The organism is Parasphingorhabdus flavimaris (assembly GCF_013371215.1).
GTDB classification, from domain to species: Bacteria; Pseudomonadota; Alphaproteobacteria; order Sphingomonadales; family Sphingomonadaceae; genus Parasphingorhabdus; species Parasphingorhabdus flavimaris.
The window spans coordinates 297296-320560 of the sequence record NZ_JABWMH010000003.1 but is presented as its reverse complement, the minus strand read 5'-3'; the positions used below and the strand labels follow the sequence as shown (position 1 = coordinate 320560).

At 51.7% G+C, this 23265-nt stretch carries 18 protein-coding genes and 1 pseudogene; 12 read left to right on the top strand and 7 right to left on the bottom strand.

The genetic code is table 11. The features are described from left to right. Nucleotides 1-15: 15 nt before the first annotated feature. Nucleotides 16-288, bottom strand: coding sequence for a metal-sensitive transcriptional regulator (locus HUO14_RS10465; protein ID WP_100093777.1), 273 nt, complete (start codon nucleotides 286-288; stop codon nucleotides 16-18). 128 nt (nucleotides 289-416) lie between these two features. Between HUO14_RS10465 and HUO14_RS10460 the strand changes: the two genes are divergently transcribed. The 11 genes from HUO14_RS10460 (at nucleotide 417) to HUO14_RS10410 (ending at nucleotide 13850) form a co-directional block, all read left to right on the top strand. Next, nucleotides 417-704 carry a hypothetical protein gene (locus HUO14_RS10460; RefSeq protein ID WP_100093776.1) on the top strand — a complete coding sequence of 96 codons (288 nt, stop codon included), beginning with the start codon at nucleotides 417-419 and terminating at the stop codon, nucleotides 702-704. Beyond that, nucleotides 697-3063: a heavy metal translocating P-type ATPase gene (locus tag HUO14_RS10455; RefSeq protein ID WP_100095515.1), complete on the top strand. Its 2367-nt coding sequence runs from the start codon at nucleotides 697-699 to the stop codon at nucleotides 3061-3063. The genes HUO14_RS10460 and HUO14_RS10455 overlap by 8 nt, the downstream gene beginning before the upstream one ends. A gap of 105 nt (nucleotides 3064-3168) precedes the next feature. Further along, nucleotides 3169-3426 (top strand): DUF5676 family membrane protein, encoded by a 258-nt coding sequence (locus HUO14_RS10450; protein ID WP_100093775.1) that lies wholly within the window; start codon nucleotides 3169-3171, stop codon nucleotides 3424-3426. A gap of 196 nt (nucleotides 3427-3622) precedes the next feature. Beyond that, complete coding sequence (locus HUO14_RS10445; RefSeq protein ID WP_100093774.1) at nucleotides 3623-4078, top strand: hypothetical protein; 456 nt, start codon at nucleotides 3623-3625, stop codon at nucleotides 4076-4078. A 169-nt stretch (nucleotides 4079-4247) separates the two neighbouring features. Further along, on the top strand, nucleotides 4248-4937 hold the full coding sequence (locus tag HUO14_RS10440; RefSeq protein WP_100093773.1) for a DsbA family oxidoreductase: 690 nt from the start codon (nucleotides 4248-4250) through the stop codon (nucleotides 4935-4937). Between the two features lie 819 nt (nucleotides 4938-5756). After that, nucleotides 5757-6986: a TolC family protein gene (locus HUO14_RS10435; protein ID WP_240616931.1), complete on the top strand. Its 1230-nt coding sequence runs from the start codon at nucleotides 5757-5759 to the stop codon at nucleotides 6984-6986. Then, the gene (locus HUO14_RS10430) at nucleotides 6983-8473 is read left to right on the top strand and encodes an efflux RND transporter periplasmic adaptor subunit (RefSeq protein WP_100093770.1); all 1491 of its coding nucleotides are present in this window, start codon (nucleotides 6983-6985) and stop codon (nucleotides 8471-8473) included. The genes HUO14_RS10435 and HUO14_RS10430 overlap by 4 nt, the downstream gene beginning before the upstream one ends. Beyond that, nucleotides 8470-11598, top strand: a complete 3129-nt coding sequence (locus HUO14_RS10425; RefSeq protein WP_100093769.1) for an efflux RND transporter permease subunit — start codon at nucleotides 8470-8472, stop codon at nucleotides 11596-11598. Before HUO14_RS10430 ends, HUO14_RS10425 begins: the two co-directional genes overlap by 4 nt. 82 nt (nucleotides 11599-11680) lie before the next feature. Further along, nucleotides 11681-12142: a hypothetical protein gene (locus HUO14_RS10420; RefSeq protein ID WP_100093768.1), complete on the top strand. Its 462-nt coding sequence runs from the start codon at nucleotides 11681-11683 to the stop codon at nucleotides 12140-12142. Next, nucleotides 12139-12486 (top strand): hypothetical protein, encoded by a 348-nt coding sequence (locus HUO14_RS10415; protein ID WP_100093767.1) that lies wholly within the window; start codon nucleotides 12139-12141, stop codon nucleotides 12484-12486. The genes HUO14_RS10420 and HUO14_RS10415 overlap by 4 nt, the downstream gene beginning before the upstream one ends. A gap of 17 nt (nucleotides 12487-12503) precedes the next feature. Further along, entirely contained in the window at nucleotides 12504-13850 is a 1347-nt protein-coding gene (locus HUO14_RS10410) for an APC family permease (RefSeq protein WP_236553978.1), read from the top strand. Nucleotides 13851-14470: 620 nt separating this feature from the next. On the opposite strand, the gene HUO14_RS10405 is transcribed toward HUO14_RS10410, so the two are convergent. Continuing rightward, nucleotides 14471-15400, bottom strand: a complete 930-nt coding sequence (locus tag HUO14_RS10405; protein WP_201295655.1) for a DMT family transporter — start codon at nucleotides 15398-15400, stop codon at nucleotides 14471-14473. 344 nt (nucleotides 15401-15744) lie between these two features. On the opposite strand from HUO14_RS10405, the gene HUO14_RS10400 reads away from it, so the two are divergent. Next, on the top strand, nucleotides 15745-16116 hold the full coding sequence (locus HUO14_RS10400; RefSeq protein ID WP_159645592.1) for a DUF983 domain-containing protein: 372 nt from the start codon (nucleotides 15745-15747) through the stop codon (nucleotides 16114-16116). 21 nt (nucleotides 16117-16137) lie between these two features. On the opposite strand, the gene HUO14_RS10395 is transcribed toward HUO14_RS10400, so the two are convergent. The 5 genes and pseudogenes from HUO14_RS10395 to HUO14_RS10375 form a co-directional block, all read right to left on the bottom strand. Then, nucleotides 16138-17082, bottom strand: coding sequence for a LysR family transcriptional regulator (locus HUO14_RS10395; RefSeq protein ID WP_159645595.1), 945 nt, complete (start codon nucleotides 17080-17082; stop codon nucleotides 16138-16140). 962 nt (nucleotides 17083-18044) lie between these two features. Then, nucleotides 18045-18620 carry a hypothetical protein gene (locus tag HUO14_RS10390; RefSeq protein WP_123906289.1) on the bottom strand — a complete coding sequence of 192 codons (576 nt, stop codon included), beginning with the start codon at nucleotides 18618-18620 and terminating at the stop codon, nucleotides 18045-18047. Nucleotides 18621-18805: 185 nt separating this feature from the next. Further along, nucleotides 18806-19507: pseudogene (locus HUO14_RS16540) on the bottom strand (type IIL restriction-modification enzyme MmeI). A gap of 147 nt (nucleotides 19508-19654) precedes the next feature. Next, entirely contained in the window at nucleotides 19655-21901 is a 2247-nt protein-coding gene (locus tag HUO14_RS10380) for an AAA family ATPase (protein ID WP_100093761.1), read from the bottom strand. Further along, nucleotides 21902-22657 (bottom strand): helix-turn-helix domain-containing protein, encoded by a 756-nt coding sequence (locus HUO14_RS10375; protein WP_100093760.1) that lies wholly within the window; start codon nucleotides 22655-22657, stop codon nucleotides 21902-21904. It lies immediately after the preceding gene. Between the last annotated feature and the right edge of the window lie 608 nt (nucleotides 22658-23265).

Sequence of the window (23265 nt, the reverse complement as noted above, 5' to 3'; positions counted from 1 at the left end):
ATTCTTCGGGCCAGACTATTTCCCCATCTTGCCGAACAGGTTCACCAATTCCGCAACTTTCTCTTTCTGGTCAGCTTTGCTGCCCGAGGTCAAAGCTTCCTCGACGCAATGATTGGTATGGATTTCCAGAATTTTCATTTTGGTAGAGCGCAGGGCGGCTTCCATCGCGGAGAATTGCTGGAGGATATCGATACAATAGCGATCATCTTCCATCATTTTAGCTATTCCGCGCGCCTGACCCTCGATCTTTCGCATGCGCACGATTTCTTTGGTGAATTTGTCTGTCATGATGCCCTTATGCCAAATTTTGGAGCGTGATCAATCTAAAGAAGCGGCGGCATCAACCTTGACACTTCGCCGCCTTACTACTATACCCCCCTATAGTATATTTTGTTAATGATCAAGAGGAGCTAGAAATGACGCATGTTTCAAACCGCAAACAAATCCTCATATGGGGCTGGACCCTGAGCCTGTTTTTGCTTTTCAGCTACCTCATCTGCATTGGCTTTGGTCTTTTAGCGCCGCAGTCAATGCATATGCATGAGTCTTGGGCGCCGTTGCTGCCCGGATTTGAGTGGCTGACTTTGCAAGGTTTTCTTGCAGGCGCGGTCGGTAGCTTTCTCTATGGATGGTATATTGCATTGTTGGTTATCCCGCTGCGCGCGTGGATAGGCCGCAAGGTTGCAGGTGCTGATCATGTCTGAGAATGATAGTGAGACCGCCAAATCGTGCTGCTGCAAAGACAAAGAGACTGCTGTAGGGACTGTAAAAGACCCCGTATGCGGTATGGATGTTGATCCGAGCAAGAGCGAGCATCATGCGCATCATGCGGCTCGGGATTATCATTTCTGTTCAGCCGGATGCAAAACCAAATTTATCGCCGACCCAGCGCATTACCTCACTGGAAAGCACCGCGAAGTATCAGAAAATGTTCCAGCGGGCACGATCTACACCTGCCCGATGCATCCAGAAATTAGGCAAGAAGGACCGGGTTCCTGTCCGATCTGTGGGATGGCACTTGAACCCGAGACCTTTAGTCTCGATACTGGCCCCGATCCCGAATATCTCGATATGCGCAAGCGCTTCTGGGTCAGTGCGTTGTTTTCCATCCCGCTTTTTATTTACGCGATGGGCGACCTTATTCCGGGCAGGCCGTTTGAAGGTTTATTTGAGCCGGGAGTATCGCAATGGTTGCAGCTTTTGCTGGCATCGCCAGTAGTTCTGTGGGGCGCGTGGCCGTTCTTTGTGCGCGGCGTGAATTCGCTTAAAACCATGAACCTCAATATGTTCACGCTGATTGGTCTAGGCGTGGCAGTTGCCTATGGCTTCAGTCTGGTTGCGACGCTGTTTCCTAGCATTTTCCCGGCAGCATTCCGCGGCCATGATGGGGGCGTGGCTGTCTATTACGAAGCAGCGGCTGTCATCACGACCCTGGTGTTATTGGGGCAAGTGTTGGAACTGAAAGCGCGCGGACAGACATCAAGTGCGTTGCGCGCGTTGCTTGAACTGGCACCGCCAGTTGCGCTGCGCGTTGGCGCGGATGGCTCGGAAGAGGAAATATCTCTCGACCTGGTGCAGAGCGGCGACAGCTTGCGCGTCCGTCCGGGCGATAAAGTTCCCGTTGATGGCACCATTGCCAAGGGGTCCAGCACGATTGATCAATCAATGATTACGGGGGAACCAATACCGGTTGCGAAAGCTGAAGGTGATGTTGTCACCGGCGGCACGGTCAACCAGACTGGCAGCTTTATCATGACCGCCGAACGCGTTGGTAAGGATACGCTTCTCGCCAAGATCGTCCAGATGGTCGCCGAAGCACAGCGCAGCCGTGCTCCTATCCAGAAACTGGCTGATACGGTTGCTGGCCTGTTTGTGCCCGCGGTGGTTCTGATCGCTATTGCCACTTTCATTATATGGTCCATTTGGGGGCCAGAACCGGCGCTGGCCTATGGCTTAGTCAACGCGGTCGCGGTCCTTATCATCGCTTGTCCTTGTGCGCTTGGCCTTGCCACGCCGATGTCGATCATGGTTGGCACCGGCAAGGGCGCGCAAAACGGTATTTTGATCAAAAATGCCGAGGCGCTCGAAACTCTCGAGAAGATTGACACAATCGTGGTCGATAAAACCGGCACGCTCACCGAGGGCAAGCCTAAACTGGTTTCGGTCGAACCGGAAAAGGGTTTTGACAGCGACGAAATGCTTGCGCTTGTGGCCGCAATCGAAATGGCGAGTGAACATCCGCTGGCAGCCGCAATTGTAACCGGCGCAAAGGAAAAGGGGCTTTCGTTTGATGCGGCAACCGATTTTCAGTCGGTGACCGGCGAAGGGGTTGAAGCCAGCGCACGCGGTAAGCGCGTCGCCATCGGCAATGAAAAAATGATGGACCGGCTCGGTGCCGAGAGCGCGGACCTGATTGCCAAGGCGCAGGACGGCCGATCACAAGGGCAAACCGTTATGTTTGTGGCCGTCGATGGCAAACCGGCGGGTCTTATCGGTGTCGCCGATCCGATCAAACCGACCACGGCAGAAGCGATCAAAGCGCTGCACAAAGCCAATATCCGCGTGGTCATGTTAACCGGAGATGCCGAAGCCACCGCGCAAGCCGTTGGCAAGATGATAGGGATCGATGAAATCCACGCCAATGTGTCACCCGAAGACAAACACCGGGTCATCAGCGAGCTTCAAGCGGCGGGTAAAATAGTCGCAATGGCAGGAGACGGCATCAATGACGCTCCCGCTCTCGCCAAGGCCGATGTGGGAATTGCGATGGGCACTGGCACCGATGTGGCGATGGAAAGCGCGGGTATCACGCTGGTCAAGGGTGATTTGGGTGGCATAGCCAAGGCACGCCACCTCAGTCAGCTAACAATGGGTAATATCCGACAGAACTTGTTCTTTGCGTTTATCTATAACGGGCTTGGTGTGCCGGTTGCGGCAGGCATTCTCTATCCGTGGTTCGGCATCTTACTCAGCCCGATGATCGCGGCGGCGGCGATGAGCCTATCGTCTGTTTCGGTAATCGCTAACGCCTTGCGCTTGCGCCGCAAAGCGCTGGCTCAGTAATATTACCTATGAGCGTAGAAGGGATGGCCTGTTATTGTCAGTTGGTAACTGGTTGCAAGATGTCTCCGATTTTCGGGGCGGCTGGTTTTCAATCAGGAGAGCGAAATGAAGTTCGATGCCATTAAGCTTGGTTTAGCCACTGCAATTATCTTCGGAGTTGCGTGGATATTATGCAGTCTTTTTGTCATCTTGGCCCCTGGCGGTATGATGCAAATGAGCGGTCATATGGTCCACTCGAATTTTGAGGGTATGGGCTGGTCATTGCATTGGACAGGCTTTTTTGTCGGGCTTGTCACGTGGAGTGTTTTCTCCGGGCTATTCGTCTGGGCGATTACCGCTACCTATAATCGCTTGCTTGCTTAGCGACGACGGATCGAGGTGCCAATCATGCGAGATGTCGCCTGTAATCCAAACCATAATACATGATCAAACGCGCTGATTGACGAGCAGAAGTTCGAGCGAATAATTCCTCTGACCCCAGTATTTACTGGTGAAAATATAATGTCGCGCCGCCGATTTCGTCCTCCATGAGGGCAACTACACAAAAAGGAAATTATACATGAGAACTCCCTACCTTGCCACCGTCGCTGTTTTCACCATGCTGACCGGCTGTGCGGCCTACGCAGCGCCCCCGGAACCGAAGCCCGCCATGCAGAGTCATGCCATGCCGATGGGCGATCATTCCGCGCATCAACAGATGATGGAGCGAGCCCAGAACGCCAAGACGCCTGCAGAGCGAGAAAAGCTCATGACCGAAAACATGGCCATGATGAAAGCCCATATGGCGTCTATGAAGGCCAAGATGGCCGAAGGCGGTATGATGGCACAGGGAAAGAAGCCAATGGCGATGGACCCGGCACATAAAGAAAAAATGAAGGCCAAGATCGCCGAGGGTGGCATGATGAAGATGGACCCAGCACATATGGAGAAAATGAAGCAGCATATGGGTATGATGCATGAGATGATGGAAAGCCTGATGATGCAGCAGGAACTGATGATGCCGCCAAAAAAATAGCGCAAAGGACCGCGGTCAATTAAGCGGGAAGAAGCCAAGCTAGTGAACAAGCCGGGTTCTTCCCACTTTCTATGCACTATTCCCGCATTGAATAGTTTGCCGCCGAGCTTCCCGTTGCACATTGGTAATAGCGGCTGGTGGTTATCAGCCTTTCAGAAAGACAGTCGCAATGCCAACCGCTCAAATTGACCATTTTTCAGATATACTTTGCGTATGGGCCTATGCCTCCCAGAGCAATTTTGATCGGCTTACAGCAGAGTTTGGTGATCGGATAACTATCAACATCCATTTCTGCTCTGTATTCCCGGATACATGGACAAAAATCGCGTCTCAATGGACAGACCGGGGCGGTTTTGATGGTTATGCGAACCATGTCCAAGGCATCGCCGGGAAATTCGAGAATTTGCCGATTCACAGCGATACCTGGGCAAAGACACGGCCGCGCTCATCGGCGAGCCCACATCTGTTCATCAAGGCGGTGGAATTGATCGAGCAAGAGGGCTTCATATCCAAAGCCCCTGTTGCTGAACGACCATCCATCCTCGCCGCGCGGGAACTGCGCTCTGCCTTTTTTACAAGAGCAGAGGATGTCTCGGATTGGGATGTGCAACGAGAAATAGCAGGGCTCTTGCATGTCGATTTTGACAATATATTGAATAAATTCAAAACCGGTGAAGCCATTGCAAAGCTCACAAAGGATTATGACCTTGCTCAGCTACACGGGATCGAGGGCAGTCCAACATATGTGATCAACGAAGGCCGCCAGAAGCTGTTCGGAAATGTCAGTTACGGTGTGATTGCAGCAAATGTGAACGAAATGTTGGCCAGTCAAGGTGTGGATGCAGCGAGCCTGTGCTGATGAACCGCACGAGGTTGGCGTAGGTCCGCGAACAACAAGGTTCTGTAAGGTAATAGGTTATTCCGGTTATTCGCCTAGAAAGGGCATTGTCAATGTGGCTTCAGTATCGCGAAAGTGGGCAATTCACATTACCGTGGGACAGTGGCGCAAAGACTTGCCTCACCGCCATCATCTCGGTCAAAGATTGGGTTGACGGGGATCGGAAAACACCGGACACTCGGTTCGTGTTTAAACAGCTCTTTCTATTCGTTCTTCTTGGACTTGCCTTAGCTGGACAGGGAATCGCCAGTCCGATGTCCTGCCTATCCCTAGCGAAAAGCGATGCTGGTAGTGTGGAAATGTCCCATTGCAGCGAACCGGGTATGAATGAAACGTCCACAAACGGCAATGAATCCAAGGATTGTTGTGGGTCAGATTGCGCGGCGATGCTGCAATGTTCTCAGACAACTACGACTTTTCTAGCTAGCCCAGCTTTCGCCGAAACAATCGCCGTTAAAGCTATGTCCCACACGCGCCGTCTGTTTGGAAACCCAACTGGCATGCATAGCATTCCCGAGATAAAGCCTCCCATTATTGCTTGAACGCAGATCGCGAATACCGCCTTTTTTAGGGTGACGATATTCTTGCGATCTCTGTCCGATTTCTGTGAAATTGCTCTGGCATACCGGCGAGAAGCAAGCCCGCAAACTTTCGAACATCTAACCTCCAAGGTTAAAAATTGCCGCCACCGATGACGGCATGTTCGCCCTACTATTTTAGTGAGCAAGCATAATGAAATATCGACCGAAAACCCGCCAGGCAAGATCCCGGCGCCCATTGTTGGCATTGCCGGCCTTAGCGCTATATGTCCCCGTCTTTTCCCTTCAAGCCGAACCACTCACGTTCGCAGAAGCGGTCGAACTGGCAGAGACAGCGACGCCAGCAATAGAGGCCCGGTCGCTCGTTGTTGAAGCGGCGCAGAGCGCCGCGATTGCGGCCGATCAACTTCCAGATCCGAAACTCAGCGTCGACATAATGGATCGGAGAATTGCTGGCCCATTCGAGATTTCTCCGCGGCCGGGTCGTGACGGATTTCCCAGGCAAAGGATCGGTATCAGCCAGGATATTCCCAATGGCGCAAAAAGACGCGCCCGGGCAGGTCAGGCGATGGCGGACATAACAGTGGCTAGAGCCAATAAGGAAACTTTGGTTCAGGATGTGCAGCTTTATTCTGCGCTTTCCTGGATCGATCTCTATTACGCCCAGCGGCGGCTCCAAATACTGGAAGTTTTGCAGCAAAGCCTCAATGAAGTGTCGGCAACGGTTGGCGCGCGCCTTGAATCAGGGACCACACGTCCAGCTCAAGCGTTCGAGCCGGAACGGCTGATCGCGAAACTAGCTGACCGGCGCTCGCTGCGTGCCGCTGATATTGAAAAGGCACGGGCAATGCTCGCTCGGTGGACCGGCGTCGAAAGCCCCGAAACCGAAGGGACGCTCCCTGAATTCACCATTGACCGGGATGCTCTTGTCAGCACGATCAAGGAGCTACCCATTCTGGACATTCAGGATGCGAAAGTCGAACGGGCCGACGCCGACGTGGAACTGGCGCGGGCGAACAAGCGACCCGACTTCAGTGTGAATGCCTCTTATGTGCATCGCCGGCCGGAATATGGCGAATATGTCTCGGTTGGTGTAACGATCGATCTACCGTTATTTGCAAAAAAGCGGCAAAACCCGATCATCGACGCGCGAATTTTGGAAGCCAGCGCAGCCCGGCTGGAAGCCAATGATCTGGAAAGGCAATTGCACGCAGAGCTCTCCAGCGATCTCGCTGCAAACCGGTCTTACCGGGAAAACTGGGAACGGTCCAAAAACACACTTTTACCCTTGGCCAAAAAACAGGCTGAACTGGAACGGGTTAGCTACGGCGCCGGCCGCGTTGATCTGGACACGGCGCTCAATGCAGCCGTGACCTTCGCAGAGGCGGAAATCGATCTGCTCGACCGGGAAGCCACGTTGGTTCGCGACACAGTTCGCATCAAATATACTTATGAGAGGAACCAGCCATGACGCTGACATCCATCCAAGACAATAAATGGCGCGTGCTTGTTCTTGCTACGGTTCTGGCCGCGGGCGGTGGCGGATATTGGCTCGGCACTGGCGGGGCGGGCGATAGCAGTAAAACCGCGACTACGCAGGGCGACGGGGATATCCTCTATTATTATGATCCGATGTTTCCCCAGCAAAAATTTGACGCACCGGGCAAGTCTCCGTTCATGGATATGCAGCTTGTTCCCAAATATGCTGGCGAAGCCAGTGATGGGAATGCCAGCGAGCCGGGGATCACCATTTCTCCGGATATTGCGCAAAATCTGGGTATCCGCACCGCTGAGGCGTTGGTTGGAAAAATTGAGTCCAAGCTCCGTGTAACGGGAACAATCGAGTTTAACGAACGCGATATCGCCATTGTTCAGGCCAGGTCGGGCGGATTTGTCCAGCGCACCTATCGCCGTGCTCCCAGCGACATTGTGCCCGCTGGAGCTCCCTTGGCTGACATATTGGTGCCCGACTGGGGCGGCGCACAGGCAGAATATCTTGCGCTAGCACGAAGCGGCAATGACCACTTTGCCACAGCGGCAAAGGAACGGATGCGGCTGCTGGGCATGCCAGACGATCTGATCCGCCGGGTAGAGCGAAGTGGAAGGCAGCAAAGCGTTTACACGGTGTCCGCGCCCATCGGCGGGGTGATCGAAAGCCTGAGCGTAAGAGAAGGTATGACCTTGGCTGAAGGCCAGCCGCTGGCACAGATTAACGGACTGAATACCGTATGGCTGAATGTTGCCATTCCCGAAGCAAGGGCCTCGGAAATACGGGTAGGGCAGCGCGCCGTTGCTGAACTGCAAAGCTTCCCCGATATGGAGTTTGCGGGCAAAGTCATTGCGATTTTGCCTTCCGTCGAAAGCGGCAGCAGAACGCTCACCGGACGGATCGAACTAGCCAATAAAGGCGGACGACTTCGTCCCGGCATGTTCGCTACCGTAGATATGGGTGACACGGGCAGTCCTGCTATTCTGGTCCCCACCGAAGCGATTATCGCAACCGGAACGCGCAACTTGGTAATGCTAGCGAATGGCAAGGGTCGCTATCGCCCGGCAGAGGTCAAAATAGGCCGCGAAGGCGGCGGACAGACGGAAATATTGGCCGGCCTATTACCAGGTGAAAAAGTAATTGTTTCTGGCCAGTTTCTGGTCGATTCAGAAGCGAGCCTTTCAGGGATCAAAGTGCGTCCGATTGAGGGTGAGCAGAAAAGCGCGCCCAAGAAAATGTCCGGCTATCAAACATCCGGCAGAATTGAAGCGATCACAAGCGGCGCGGTCACCTTGTCGCACGAACCCGTGCCTGCCCTCAAATGGCCAGCCATGACGATGGACTTCAAACTCGCCAAACCGGGTTTGTTGCGCGGCTTTAAAAAAGGCGACCGCGTGACCTTCCGCTTCATGCAAATGGAAACCGGATCAACCATCACCAGCATTAGCCGCGCAGAGGCCAACCAATGATCGAAAAGGTCATACGGCTCAGCGTAAATGCGCGCATATTTGTCCTGCTCATAATGGCGGCATTGCTGGCGTCGGGTATCTGGGCCGTCAGAACCATGCCGGTCGATGCCCTGCCGGACCTTTCCGATGTGCAGGTCATTATTCGCACCCCCTATCCCGGACAGGCTCCGCAGATCGTCGAAAATCAGGTTACCTATCCCATCACAACCACAATGCTGTCGGTTCCGGGGTCACGCGCGGTGCGCGGCTATTCATTCAATGGAGACAGCTATGTCTATGTGCTGTTTGATGACAGCACCGATCTCTATTGGGCACGTTCGCGGGTTCTGGAATATCTCAATCAGGTTCAAGCCGATCTGCCGACCGGCGTTGTCCCGACGCTGGGGCCAGACGCAACCGGTGTCGGCTGGATCTATGAATATGCCCTTGTCGACCGAACCGGGCGCAATGACCTGTCCCAGCTTCGCTCGTTGCAGGACTGGTTCCTCCGCTATGAATTGCAGACCATTCCCGGCGTTGCGGAAGTCGCGTCCATTGGCGGTATGGTGAAACAATATCAGGTTGTGCTTGATCCTGACCGGATGGTGTCTCTGGGGATTGACCAAGACAGCGTGATCAAGGCGATCCAGAACGCAAATCAGGAAGTCGGCGGTTCGATCGTGGAACTGGCCGAACGCGAATATATCGTGAGGGCCAACGGCTATCTGGAAAATCTAAATGATTTCCGGGCCATTCCCTTAAAAACCGCGCGCGGCGGTATTCCCGTCACCTTGGGTGATATTGCGCGGATTCAAATAGGCCCCGAAATCAGACGCGGGATAGCAGAACTGAACGGTGAAGGCGAAGTGGCTGGCGGCGTCATCATCTTGCGCTCCGGTAAAAACGCCCGCGAGACTATTGCCGGGGTGAAAGCGAAGCTTGCGACGCTCAAGCAGAGCCTGCCGCCCGGAGTCGAGGTTGTGACGACCTATGACCGTTCCGAACTGATCGACAAGGCGGTCGATAATCTCACCACGAAATTGCTCGAAGAATTTATCGTCGTTGCAATTGTGTGCGCATTGTTCCTTTGGCACGCGCGCTCTGCGCTCGTGGCTATTCTAACCCTACCGCTTGGTATATTGATCGCATTTCTGGTCATGCGCTTTCAGGGGATTAACGCTAATATCATGTCGCTTGGCGGAATTGCCATTGCCATTGGCGCGATGGTCGATGCCGCCATTGTCATGATTGAGAATGCGCACAAGCATCTTGAAAAATGGCAGAATGACAACCCGGACGCCGAAATGCCGGGCGAAAAGCGATGGCAGCTGATCGTCGATGCAGCGGTTGAAGTTGGCCCGGCGCTTTTCCTCAGCCTGCTCATCATCACCTTTTCATTCCTGCCGATCTTTACCCTGGAAGGGCAAGAAGGACGGCTATTCTCCCCACTGGCATTCACAAAAACCTACGCGATGGCGGGGGCTGCCATTCTCTCGATCACCTTGATACCGGTTTTGATGGGCTATTTCATTCGCGGAAAAATACCGTCCGAAGAGAAAAATCCGATCAGTCGCTTCCTCATGAAAATCTATAGGCCAGCACTCGACTGGTCGCTCAAAAGCCCGAAAAAACTGCTCGTGATCGCGCTGCTCATCTTTGCTACCAGCGCTTGGCCGATCAGCCAGCTTGGCGGCGAGTTCATGCCGCAAATGGATGAAGGCGATTTGCTTTACATGCCCAATGCCCTGCCGGGGCTATCTCCGGCGAAAGCCTCAGAACTGCTTCAACAGACCAACCGATTGATAAAATCGGTGCCTGAAGTGGAAACAGTGTTCGGTAAGGCTGGGCGCGCCGATACAGCAACTGATCCTGCTCCGCTAACCATGTTCGAGACGACCATCCATTTCAAGCCGAAGGAAGAATGGCGCGCGGGCATGACGTCGGACAAGCTGATTGAGGAGCTCGACAAAGCGGTCAGGGTTCCCGGACTGGCCAATTTCTGGATTCCGCCGATCCGCAACCGTATCGAAATGCTCTCGACGGGAATTAAAAGCCCGATCGGGATCAAGGTGTCGGGTGATAATCTCGATGCAATTGACAAGGTCGCCCAGAAAATCGAGGCTGCTGCCAAAAAGGTTGAAGGTGTCAGTTCGGCCCTGGCGGAAAGACTGACCGGCGGAAGCTATATCGACATTGATATCGACCGCGCGGCTGCCGCCCGTTACGGACTCAATATTTCCGATGTCCAGTCTGTCGTATCGAGCGCAATCGGGGGCAAGAATGTTGGCGAAACCGTCGAAGGGCTCGCCCGCTATCCGATAAGCGTCCGCTATCCGCGGGAGATACGTGATAGCCTGGAAAACCTGCGAAATCTTCCGGTTCTCACGCCATCCTTGCAGCAGATTACCTTGGGCACGGTCGCCGACATTGACATCAGTTCCGGTCCGCCGATGCTGCGCAGTGAAAATGGGCGGCCATCAACCTGGATATACGTCGATACCAGGGGACGCGATCTGGTGTCGGTGGTTGCAGATTTGCAAGCGGCCATTGGCAAGGAGGTTGATCTGCCACCGGGTGTTAGCGTGGCTTATACCGGGCAGTTCGAGTATCTGCAACGCGCAACCAATCGGCTGATGGTGGTCGTGCCCGCCACTTTGGCGATCATCTTCTTTCTGCTCTATCTGACCTTCCGCCGTTTTGATGAAGCGTTGCTGATCATGGCAACATTGCCATTCGCATTCACCGGCGGATTATGGCTGCTCTATGCGATGGGCCTCAACCAGTCAATTGCAACTGCGGTTGGTTTTATCGCGCTTGCCGGCGTGTCAGCAGAGTTTGGCGTGGTGATGCTGATCTATCTGAAACAGGCACTGGAAGCGCGCGGCGAAAAGCCGGACGCAGAGCAGGTGAAACAGGCAGTGCGTGAAGGCGCATTGCTGCGAATACGGCCAAAGGCGATGACCGTAGCGGTGATCTTGGCAGGCCTTTTCCCGATCCTCATCGGCGAAGGCGCCGGGTCGGAAGTGATGCGCCGGATTGCCGCTCCGATGGTCGGCGGCATGCTGAGCGCGCCTTTGCTTTCGCTATTTGTTGTGCCCGCAGCATATTATCTGCTTCGCAGACGCGAGGCGGAAAAGCTGAAATGATTTTGACCCAACTTCCTACATTGCACAGTTTCCCGACCGCAGCGGGTCCTGTTTCGCTATTCAAAACCGGAGTTGTCGTATCATGAACTTTGACAAGCAACCTGAAGTGCACGTCGCGATTTTCGGCTTTATGACCTCCTTCATCTGGGAGTTTCTGCAGATGCCCTTTTTTGATGTCGGACAGGCAACCTATTGGGAGAGGACATTGGGCTGCACGCAAGCAAGTTTCGGCGATGCCGGGATCCTGCTCGTCGCCTATTCGCTCGTCTCTTTGCTCAAACGAAATAGATACTGGATGTTCGATCCAAAGATCTGGATGTTGGGGGTCTATTTGGGAACGGGTCTGACAATCACGCTAGTCATCGAAATATTCGCGACGAAGGTGCCGCGCGACTGGGATTGGGGTTGGCGCTATAGCGACCTTATGCCGGTCATACCGTTTGTAGATGTCGGCCTGATCCCTATTGTGATGTGGATCGTTATACCTTCGATCACACTCTGGTTCGCGAGAAGGCAGCCCCAAGTAGACAGGAAAGATCCATGACTGATAAAAAAGACGCCGAGCTATATCGGGACCCTTATCGTGCGCTTTCCCGCTGGGACAATGAAGGTGGCGCACAAACCGAAGAGGATAACCGGACATCGGAATATCCGCACATAGGTAACGCCGAACTCGTCCAGCTTAGAGTTCGCGTTATTGCACTGGAGAATATCGTGTTGGCTCTGCTTTCGGAAAGCCCAGATAAAACCCATGAAAAAGTTCGTGCATTGGCAGAACTTATTTCACCCAGGGAGGATGCGACACAACATCCTCTGACAACGGAAGCGGTATCGCATATGAACCGCTTTGCGGACCGGGCAGCGCGATTTAGAAGTGAATGGCGATGAACGACCACGGGAGCGCTGTGAAAACCGGTAAAAAAACCTCGTCCTACAAAGCGGGCAGCCTGACATTGGCGGGAACAGTGGCAATGGGCACCGGTGTTATGATCGGTGCGGGGATATTTGCTCTGACCGGGCAGGTTGCGGAATTATCCGGCCCATTATTCCCGCTGGCTTTCCTTATTGCCGCCGTGATCAGCGGATTTAGCGCTTATACCTATATCAAGGTGTCCAATAAATATCCTTCCGCTGGCGGCATCGCCATGATCCTGCAAAAGGCCTATGGACCCGCGACAGTGACGGGAGCCGCTGCGCTAATGATGGCCTTCTCGATGATCATCAATGAAAGCCTCGTTGCCCGGACGTTCGGGACTTACACATTGCAACTCTTCGACGTTGGCCGCGATTCCATCTTGGTGCCGATACTCGCTATCGGCCTGATCATTTTTGCCTTTCTCGTCAATATCGCAAGCAACAAGATTATCGGGTCGATTTCATCGGTCACTGCAATACTCAAAATCGGCGGCATATTGATATTCTCTCTCGCGATACTTTGGGCCGCTGGTTTCACCTTTGAATCTGCGCAAAGTGCGCCAGAAAGCGCGGCCTCTCCGACCGGATTTATCGCCGGGATTGCCCTCGCCATTCTTGCGTTCAAGGGCTTTACGACAATTACCAACAGCGGCGGAGAAGTTGTCCATCCTGAAAAGAACGTAGGTCGTGCGATCATGATCTCGCTGGCGATCTGTCTGCTCGTCTATATGGCGGTGGCCTTTGCGGTCGGCTCGACGCTTGGCATTGATGAAATTGCCGCGGCGAAGGACTATGCGCTCGCTGAAGCGGCCCGCCCGGCCTTTGGTGACTATGGTGTTTGGTTTACCGTTGCCATTGCCATTATTGCAACGGCATCGGGACTTCTTGCCAGTGTGTTTGCGGTCTCCCGCATGCTTGCGATGCTGACCGATATGGAGCTTATTCCGCACCGTCACTTTGGCATGCCTGGCGGCATTCAGACGCATACATTGGTTTATACCGTCATAGCAGCAGGCTTGCTGGCCGCATTTTTTGATCTGGGCCGTATCGCATCGCTTGGCGCGATTTTCTATCTGGTGATGGACATCGTCATCCACTGGGGTGTGTTCAGATATTTACGTAAGGATGTAGGAGCCCAAGGATGGGTATTGCTGAGCGCGATATTTTTCGATGTCGTTGTGCTCGGCGCTTTCCTGATGATGAAAGCCAACAGTGATCCGTGGATTATAGTCATCGCATTTGTCGGCATCGTTATCATCGTCGGGTTCGAGAAATATTATTTGTCAAACAAGCGAAGTTTAACCGACGCCAACACGCATGGAGGGCATGGCAATTGAATGTCGGCTTTTGGTCAAAATCAATTTTTGAGTAATGGTCTGTTCTTGGGCGCATTTCAGATCGTCTGCGATTGGGCCGATTGCCGACGGTCCGGTTCTGTGCAGCTGGTCCGACTAGCGGACAAAAACGCAGAGCGATTGCAATGTCAGCTTCCGCACCAGTTTCGGTCATTAGAATTGATTGGATGGAACATAAAAGCGGCTGGTCGGCAAACGCCCCTTTTTGGAGACATTCGCAGCTGCCCGGCTTTATGTCCGCTTCGCGCCCAATTGTCGTCATTCCGAAGGCTGACGCTGGTTCCTGGAAGCTGTCATTGCCTGAAGTCGATGCAGTCGCACCATAATGGCAATAACTGGGTGGTGACCCGCGAGTCCATTTTATACAATTCAACCAGATGCCTGCGCGCTAGTATCAACGATGGAACGACATTCGCGACCCGCCGTTCCAACGCCCCGTCGACCTCCCCGGTCGTCGGGGTTTTTTCTATAATGGAGATGTCCGCTTCTGGGTGGAAAGCGGACTGTCTGTTTTAAGAGCCACAATGCGTGAAGGCAGATGCTCCTTTATCGGTCGAAGGTGACTGTTTGCGCCAAATACTAACGGGCCTAGGCACCTTTTGTTATTGGTCTGAAATTCGTTGCCCGTTGATATCAATTTCATATTTTTTAGCGTGTTTTCCTCGCCAGAGAATGAACAGACCCGAAATCACAATCAATGCTGATCCAACCATCATTGAATGGCTTAACTGTTCACCAAAGAGCGCAATGCCAAGGGCAATACCAAAAAGGAGCCGCGTATATCTGAACGGGGTAACGGCTGAGACCTCACCCGTTCGCATTGCTTTCATCAGACACGAATAAGCACAAACGCCCGCGAGGACTGCCCCCAATATATAGAGAGACATTTCGAAGTTAGGCTGGACATATAAAGTCGCTTGCCAAACGGACACCAAAACCCCGGCAAGAATGATCGACAAAAACCCGTATAATCCGAGAATCCACGTGCTCAGCGATGCCGGCGCGGCGCGGCTAGCCAAATCGCGACCCGCGAACCCTATCATTCCCACGACAGCCAAAATTGAAAGCATGGAAAAGCTATCGGTCCCTGGCTGGACGATAATCACGATCCCGATCAATCCAAGGATGATTGCCGTCCATCTTCGCCATCCTACCTTTTCACCAAAGATCAATGCCGCCCCTGCCACGACAACAAGCGGCGTTGCCTGAAGGATCACGGTAGCGGCCGACAGTGGGATCAAAGCAATGGCTAGCACGTAGAACAATCGCCCGACGACCTCAAAGAAAACGCGGACGAGCATAGAGCGTGAAACGACTTCCCGGACAAAGAGAGGATCATCGTTGAGCTTGATCACACAGGCAAATATGAACGCCCCGCCTAAGCCAAACATGATGAGAATCTGACCGACCGGTAGTGTAACAGCCGCCGCTTTGACAAATGCATCCTCTATCGCAAAAATGGCCATGCCAACGACCATCCAAATGCTACCAAACAAGTTTTCATTATGATCGCTTACGTTTTTGATGGTCACAGTTTGCCCAATTTAATATTTCGATTTGATGACAGGATCGACGATTGCCAATTGGCCGATTTCCGCCTGTTTCTCGATGGCTAAGCTTCCTGATCCAATCACAGTCTATGCCCACTAATGATTCATCTGTTATCCAGTTATGGGCTCGATGGCCAGTGTAGCGGCATAAGCTATTGGACAGGATATTAATGACTATTTGTCACTAATGTCATGCTGCTTGCAATATAGGTGCAGGCCAATTCCATCTCTATATTACCACCGGCTGGAGATATCCCGCGACCTACAAATATGCTCAGATCGATGACGGGGCGTCAGCAAATATGTTATTTCATAAGGATACAAGCATGCAACATGAGACTAGCGAGCTTATCAAATCAGGAATTAGGCTCAAGTGCGGGGCATGTGAAAAAGGAAGCTTATTCAGATCCTATCTAAAATTCTACGATAGCTGCCCAAACTGCGGATTAGATTTAACAGTTGCCGATACCGCCGACGGCCCAGCTTTTTTCGTTGGTTTCTTTACAATGATTGTGATCACACCGTTAATCCTTGTTGCAATCCTGTCATTCGATAGCTGGATCGCCAAAGCAATCGCATTCATAATCGGTATTTTAACAGGGGTCATAGTTTGCTTACTTCTTCTTCCACCAGTTAAGGCAATATTGCTGAATTTACAGATTGAACATAATTCGGGTGAAGGATCTGTAGCAAGCTGACGGACGGGTTTTACGACAAGCTTATTTTGTCGCGCTATCGGGTTGCGGACACAATTTAGTATCATCGGTTTTCATTGTGGGAGCAGGCACAATCAATGTTTTTTCGATATAGTTCGACAATCCATCGATAAAAACCCGTGATTTCGAAGGTAAATGTTGGCGGTTTGGATAGACAGCAAATATAGCACGGTCGTCCTGAATGACATTGTTCATGAGCAGCGGCTTGAGCCGTCCTGCGGCTAAATCATCGCTAACCAGGAAATGCGCCAAACGCGCGACGCCCATTCCTTGCAATGCCGCTTTCTTAACTGTGAGGCCTATTCCTGAAAAATTGCTCTCGATAAATATCGTCTCAATTTTGCCATCAGTTCCAAATTTCCATTGGTCATTTGTGGTGCCTCTTGCGTGTATGGTTAGGCAGCGATGCTCAGACAGCTCGCTGGGCAAAGCTGGCGTGCCATGTTGCTCTAGGTAGTCAGGAGACGCGCAGACGACCCAAGGATCATCGATAAGCTTGCGGATAATGAATGAATTTTCGTCAGGCTTCGCAAAAAGAATAGCGACATCAATTCGTTCGCCGAGTAAATTAATCCCACCATCAGCCTGCATCAGGGTAATGGAAAGGTCTGGAAAGTTTTGAGAAAAGGTTTTCAAGAACGGGACAATAACGTGCATTGAGAATGCATCGGATGCAGCGACCCGCAATATTCCTCTTGGATTGCCACTTAAGTCGCGGACTGCGCTCTCAGCGTCATCGATAGATTGGAGTATCCCCTCACAGCGCTCGAACAATGCCTCACCGGCCTCAGTTAGAGACAAGGCTCTCGTTGTCCGGTTAAACAATCGGACACCAAGCCGTTCCTCAAATCGGCTAATCTTTCTGCTTACACCAGAAGCGGTAAGTCCAAACCGCCGCGCTGCGCCAACGAAGCTTCCTGTTAGCACGACCTCAGCGAAAACCGACATTTCTCCAATGGAATCCATACAATAGCATGTTTACGTTTGATGATATTAAGTCAACAATCAAGTTTGGGCTAGCGGGGCCGGGAGATCAGCGAGCAGACTAAGGATGAAATCGTAGCGGGTCTTGGACTTTTCTCACTTTGAACGCACGAAGATCGCGTCCACTTTCGAGCGGACGCAAACACCTCAGGAGTGGCCGGGATTGCGGCGGAAGCTGACATTACAATCGCTCCGCGTTTAATGTCCGCTAGTTGGGCTGGCTATCCAGAACCGGACAGTCCGCAATCGGCCCAACTACAGACGGAGCGAAATGCGCCCAAATGACGTCATTCCCAAGGTCGACGCTCGTTCCTAGAAGCTACCATCGCCTGAACTCAACGCGTCCGGGAATTAATGGCAACAATCGGTCAGTATACCATGCCGACACCAAGAGCACCATTCACTGAGGTCCGCTTTTCTGCGGCGCGATAGCGGCAGTTTCAAAAAGAACTGATTGAAGAACGGGAAATTTGAAATTCCCGGGTTGAAGGGAAAAAAGAATATAGCCGCATGCGTCGGCATATGGAGTCCTGAAAAATGAAAATAGTAAAATTTATAAACGACTTGCAGTCGATCACGATGCCTAAGCCAATAAATGATTATGAAGAGGAGAGTGGAAAATCCCGATATATAGAACTTCGGGCACGTCCGCCGTAAGCGGACAAAGGCGCCTCTCAGGCGCTCTGGGGGACGCAGACCTTTTTCTGCGTCCCCCAGTGGCTGCTGAGCAGCTTGTCAGCAATTATCTTGCATGCTCTTTACAGTTTCTTAATTGTCTCCCAGTTATGGCGAAGCCACGGGGCCGGGCTCGGCCTCCGCTTTTCCCCTCTACCCCCTAATTCAATAACCCTTTCATTACTCGGGTATTGATTTGTAGGTGTTCGCGTCTTGCGAACTATTGTGATTGCCGCTTCGGTTTTAACCGATCAATCGGTGACCCAGGCTTTAGGCAAGGTCTGTATATCAAAAATTACATTGGCATCTCCGATCGTGCCGATGACCGGGACCGACAACTGCTTCCGCGTCGTTCGCTTTCCTAGATCCTTGCGGGCGAGGTCGAACCCGTGCTCGTGGTAGGAACATTCGCCATCGCGTATTTCGACATCTCCGTTTATTCTTACATTCATCTCAAGCGGTTCGCTAGTTTGAAGCACGAGACGGGCCAAGGCTCCTTCTTTCCAAATTCTGCAGTCATCATACACTGTGGCTTCGCCCCATCCGCTTGCGTCGAAAAAGCTGATTTTCATGTCGTCCAGCCGATGCTTGGAATTGTATTTTGACTTATCTATAGCGACATAGATTATGTTCCAGTCCTGTTCAAAAGAGTATTCGGCAATGTCGAATTCCGCTTCTTTGGTCAGTCTGCTGCCTCCCATAACCAGTGTATTCAACCCCGGGCATGGCGTAGCAATGGAGGCACAGAATTCGTTTTCAACTGCGAGCAAGATATCATTTACACCGCATTGGTAGTCGGATGGGTTAACTGGAATGGTATAGTTCATAAGATTCTTTCCTTTGCGGCTTTGCCGCGCTGAGTGGTTTCGAACCACGAAGCTGGAATTTTTCCTTTCAACTTCATGATTCAAATTTTCTGCTGTTCTGAAAGAATTACTCTCTTCTGAATTACCTATCCCGATGCTGTGCTGCCCCGCATCTTACGTCTGACCCGATAGCAGGCCCTAACCCCCTACCCTCGCCTCGAGCCAAAAATGCTAGTTGCCCCGCATTCTCTGGGCCAACATCGAATCCAAGTTAACGGATGTCGACTAGCCGATGGATAGACCATCTCGGCCATTGCCAAATCCACGAATGCCGCCTTTTGGATATCCTCGGCAAAAAAGCAGAAGATCAGCCGCGCCATGAAATGATTCATATTGACGCGCCGCTCGGCGGTGGCCCAATTTGGATTGTCTTGTAGCAGCGTCAAATACAGCCGATTGAGCCGGCTGGTCGCTCAAATGTCGAAGGAACTTTCGCGGATCTGCTTGACCGTAGTGATACCCGCGAGCGGCAGGAAAAAGCCGAAATGGTTCGGGAAATCAACATAGTCGCAGTCCACGGTTTCGCCACCGGTCAAGTCCTCGGCATGCAAAGTCTCGCCATCTGTGGCGAGAATGAATTTGGCCTTGGCAGATTGCGTCTTCGGGCTTTCCCGCAGGGCTTTCAGCGTGCCGTCGACCGTGCCTGTGTCGCAAGTTGCAATATGGATATGATTGCGCTGTAAGACCGCGCCATCCATATTGCTCTGGTCGCTGTTACCGCTTTTCAGCTGCTTGATCGTGGTGGCTTTATTCCCGAACGCAGCCAGAAATTGATAGGAAAATTCAGCAGCATCAAAGGGCTGTTCGGCCAATTCCGATATGGCTTGTTCGATTTCAACTGCATTCATATTGCAGCGCTAACTTGGAACGGCAACGGCTGGCAAGAAAGAACGGCTAGAGCATTCAATTATTCATACGTTGCTGGGTCGTGATTATCGAAAACAACAGTTTTATTTCGGGCGAATGCAAAATGTCATCGTGCGAATTTGAGGATATCAAGTTGTGCACAGGGCCTTGAGTCCCTGATAGTGAACGGGCGCCAACGTATCTATCATCTCTAACAAAAAGCTAATATTCTTTTTGGTTTCCGCTACAAGAGAAGGGTCGAAGCTTTTCCCGGTTGGGTGGGACTGGTCGTTCACAAACTTGTAAATTGCTGTTTTTTTGTGTTCATCAAAATGCACCCCCTCAAGCTTCCGATACGAGCTTTTTGAGGAGGGTGTGTAGAATTCGAGAAACGTCTCTAGCACTTTGCGAGCGATATTGGGCAGATGGTATGCATTAGCGATAGTGCCATCGCACGTGTAGCTGTATAACTGCTTAAATAAGTAGTGATACTCAGTAGAATAGTCGCGAAGCAGAGGGTCGAGCGGGATGATAATCGCGTTGCGGGCGTCGGTGTTATCGTTGCAACGGATCATATAGTGCCGAGCAGCCTTTTTGTTTTGATTGTGCCAATTCAGCAGTAGCCGAAGAAACTCAAAGTTATGAGTGAGAATGAATACTTGTTTGGCATTCTTTACGCCGTTTTTCAGGAACGAAAATGCCTGATAGATGGCCGATGCGTCCAGACTGGAAATTGGATCGTCTATTACCACGACGCCTTCGCTCAAGTTGAAATCCTGATCGCCGAGTTGCACAAGAAAATACACGAACGCGATTGCAGTTTTTTCTCCCTCGCTCAATCGTTTAGCGGGCTTGCCGCTGCGCTCGACCCGGTAACCTTCAACATCGGACTCGAACTTAAGGTCACTGCGGCCCAAGAATGTGCGGACATTGCTGGTCAGCTCGGCGCTTGCTGCGTGAGAACTAGAAACCTTAGCGCGCTTTTCTTCGAATGAGTCTTTGAGGTCGCTCAGACTTCGGGGATCGGCAAAGCCTATTGAACCATCGACTAGCTTCGTGATCTCATTTGTCACGATATCGATCTTGTCTTGCAGATCCTTCACTGGCACTTTTATGCTTGAGATATAATGTGCTTCGATGCGCTCACGTGCCGCAGCCAAGGTTTCGGCGAAGGCGTTGGTCTTGGCGTTGTTTTGGTCAACAAGGGAGCATAACGCATCGATCGCGGTGAATAATTTCGAGCAATCTATACAAATATCGACCTCGTAAGAGACAGCGCGACGATCTAGCTTCTCAACCAAAATGTTCGTCAATTGAATAAGCTGTGCGCGAGCTTCGTTTGCAGCAGCCTCAAACATTGCAGCGGCACTATCTACTTGATCGCGAAGTTCCGAATAAAACGCCGGTTTTGGCGGGGGGTTCATGTCATCGATGGCGCGCAGAATATGTCCGGTAAGAGCACGTATCGCCATTACATCGGCTTTTAGTCGCTGGTCCTCGACTCCGAAATGCTTTGCAAGCTGGCTTAAACGATCCGGTGGAAGCTGCTGTGAGCAGAACTCGCACGAAGTCGACGCATGCTCGCGGTGGATAGACAAGCCTTCTTCCACCCATTTAGCGATAGCGGGCTGTTCACTCAAACGCGCAAGAGCGCTGCCTTGCGCGGAGCGCATCGTAAGGGATCGTGTCTGCTCGACGGCAATCTCTACCCATTCCGATAAAGGCCGGGCACTATTATCAGAGAGTAATGCAACCACTGGTTGCCTAAAGGGTTTGATCAAGTCCTGTTGTTCTTGACGGACGCTCGTGCGATGAAGCTCCAGCTCTCTCTTTGACAGCGTTATTGGCTCTGTAATTTTATCAAATGCCTTTTCTGAATTTTGCTTACGATAGTTCCGCAATGCTGTTCCGCTCGTGGCCTCACTAATTGTTTTTGCGACCTCGGAAAATAGTTTTCCTTTGGAAACTTCATCCCTTTGGATAGTTTCTTTGAATTCCTTGATTTTCAGTTGGCGCGCATCAAATATCGCTTGTTCAGCTAAGGCTTCCTCCGCCAGAACCTTGTTTTCCTCTCCTACTATCAGAATGGGCCGGAGTGGGCCTTTAAACTGACCGATGTTTGCTTCAATGAAATCGGCATTGAAGACGCGGATCTTGCGGTTGTATGCAGTCCCTTGATTAAGTTTTCCCGTCTCGACCTTGATCTCGTATGTTAGTTCCGGATAATCGGGGTGGTGGGCTTGATTCAGGGCTCCCAGTAGCCGTGTCAGCGTAGTTTTCCCCGAAGCATTGTCGCCGTAAATACAATTGTAACGCGCAAAATCGGGAAGATCGTTCGCAGCGATGAAGCTATCAAAAATACCGAGCTTCGTGATTTTTTTGATGGATTTTAGCATCTAACTTACCTTCCCGTCTAACGCCGGAATGATGAAAGGCTGGCCGTGATCGACTTGCACCTCGATGCTAGTCTCGCCGTATTCTCCTGGGGCCGCGAGTGCAACAATGAACCGCGACGATAACTCACTTGGCTCGTTTTCCGGCGGAAGGGTGTGGCGCTCTGGCAATCTGCGGAAAAGGGTCGTGTGATAAATCCAGATATCGTTGCCACGCAATAGCACCATGAGCTGCTTTACACGGCGACGCAGGATGATTTCCTCTGTGGACGTTATCGTATCCAAGATGCTGCGCTCACTCCAAGTCAATGAAGTGAGGGCCGCAATCAAATCCTCGGCGTATTGAGCCGTCATATCGGTGAGTGGAACCATGATTTCACAGACGAAGTCGTTGGATTGGTTCGCCGACTTGATTAGCAAACCCTCATCCATTGTCACGGTTGCAAGGTCGTAATCGAAACGAGGGACAAGCTTCTCTTTACGAAAGTCGTTAAGGACGGCCTCAAATATATTGTGCTCGGAAGCTGGTAGAATGTTTGTAACGGGTTGGCTCATCGAAATCTGTTCGCGCCTTACACCCAGCTCTTTCGCCAATCGATCGAGCGTTTTTACTGATATCGGTGCGTTTTCATTTTCAATTTGACGCAACTTCCGCTCACTGATGCAAATTGCGTATGACAGTTCTTTTTGTGTCGAGTTCTTCTCCAAGTTGGAGCGCAACTCTTTAATAAGATGACCATTTGGTGTAACTTGTTTCATGCACATTTCCTTTTAGTTCGTCTAAAAGCGCAATAGCAAGCTATTTGGGTGTATAGTCGGCATACCATCGGCAAAGACCGGCATGTAACCGGCAACGGCTTGATCGGTGACCACCATGTGTTTGTGACCTCCTGAACGACATGCGTTCTGACGGTCGAAACATGATGGGTTTTATCAGGTGGCAGCAACTTCACTCTAACGGCAATTGTTGATTAATCGCGCAATCTCGAACAGTCATTCCACCGACTGCCAAATTTTGATCTTTTCCCAACCTATAACCGAGCTGAATTATATGATTATAATATGAAAAACTCGAAACTTATTTGATATCCAAATTAGACATCATCCAAACCAAATCCATGGTGAGCTGTTCTACTCTCAGCGCTTGGCCGGCTATTGACCAGTAAATTATTTTTCAAATTTCCTTATCACGGTCCGAACCTGCGAAGGGCTCCATTCGCCACCTTGCGGAGCACGACTAGGCCTTTGCAGTATGTCCCATAAATTATGTGGATAAATCAGTGGAAAAACGCAAAATCGCGGTTGCCGACTTGATTCGAAACGGCGCGCGAGTCATGGTGCAAAATCAGAGCCACGAGAGGGTGCCA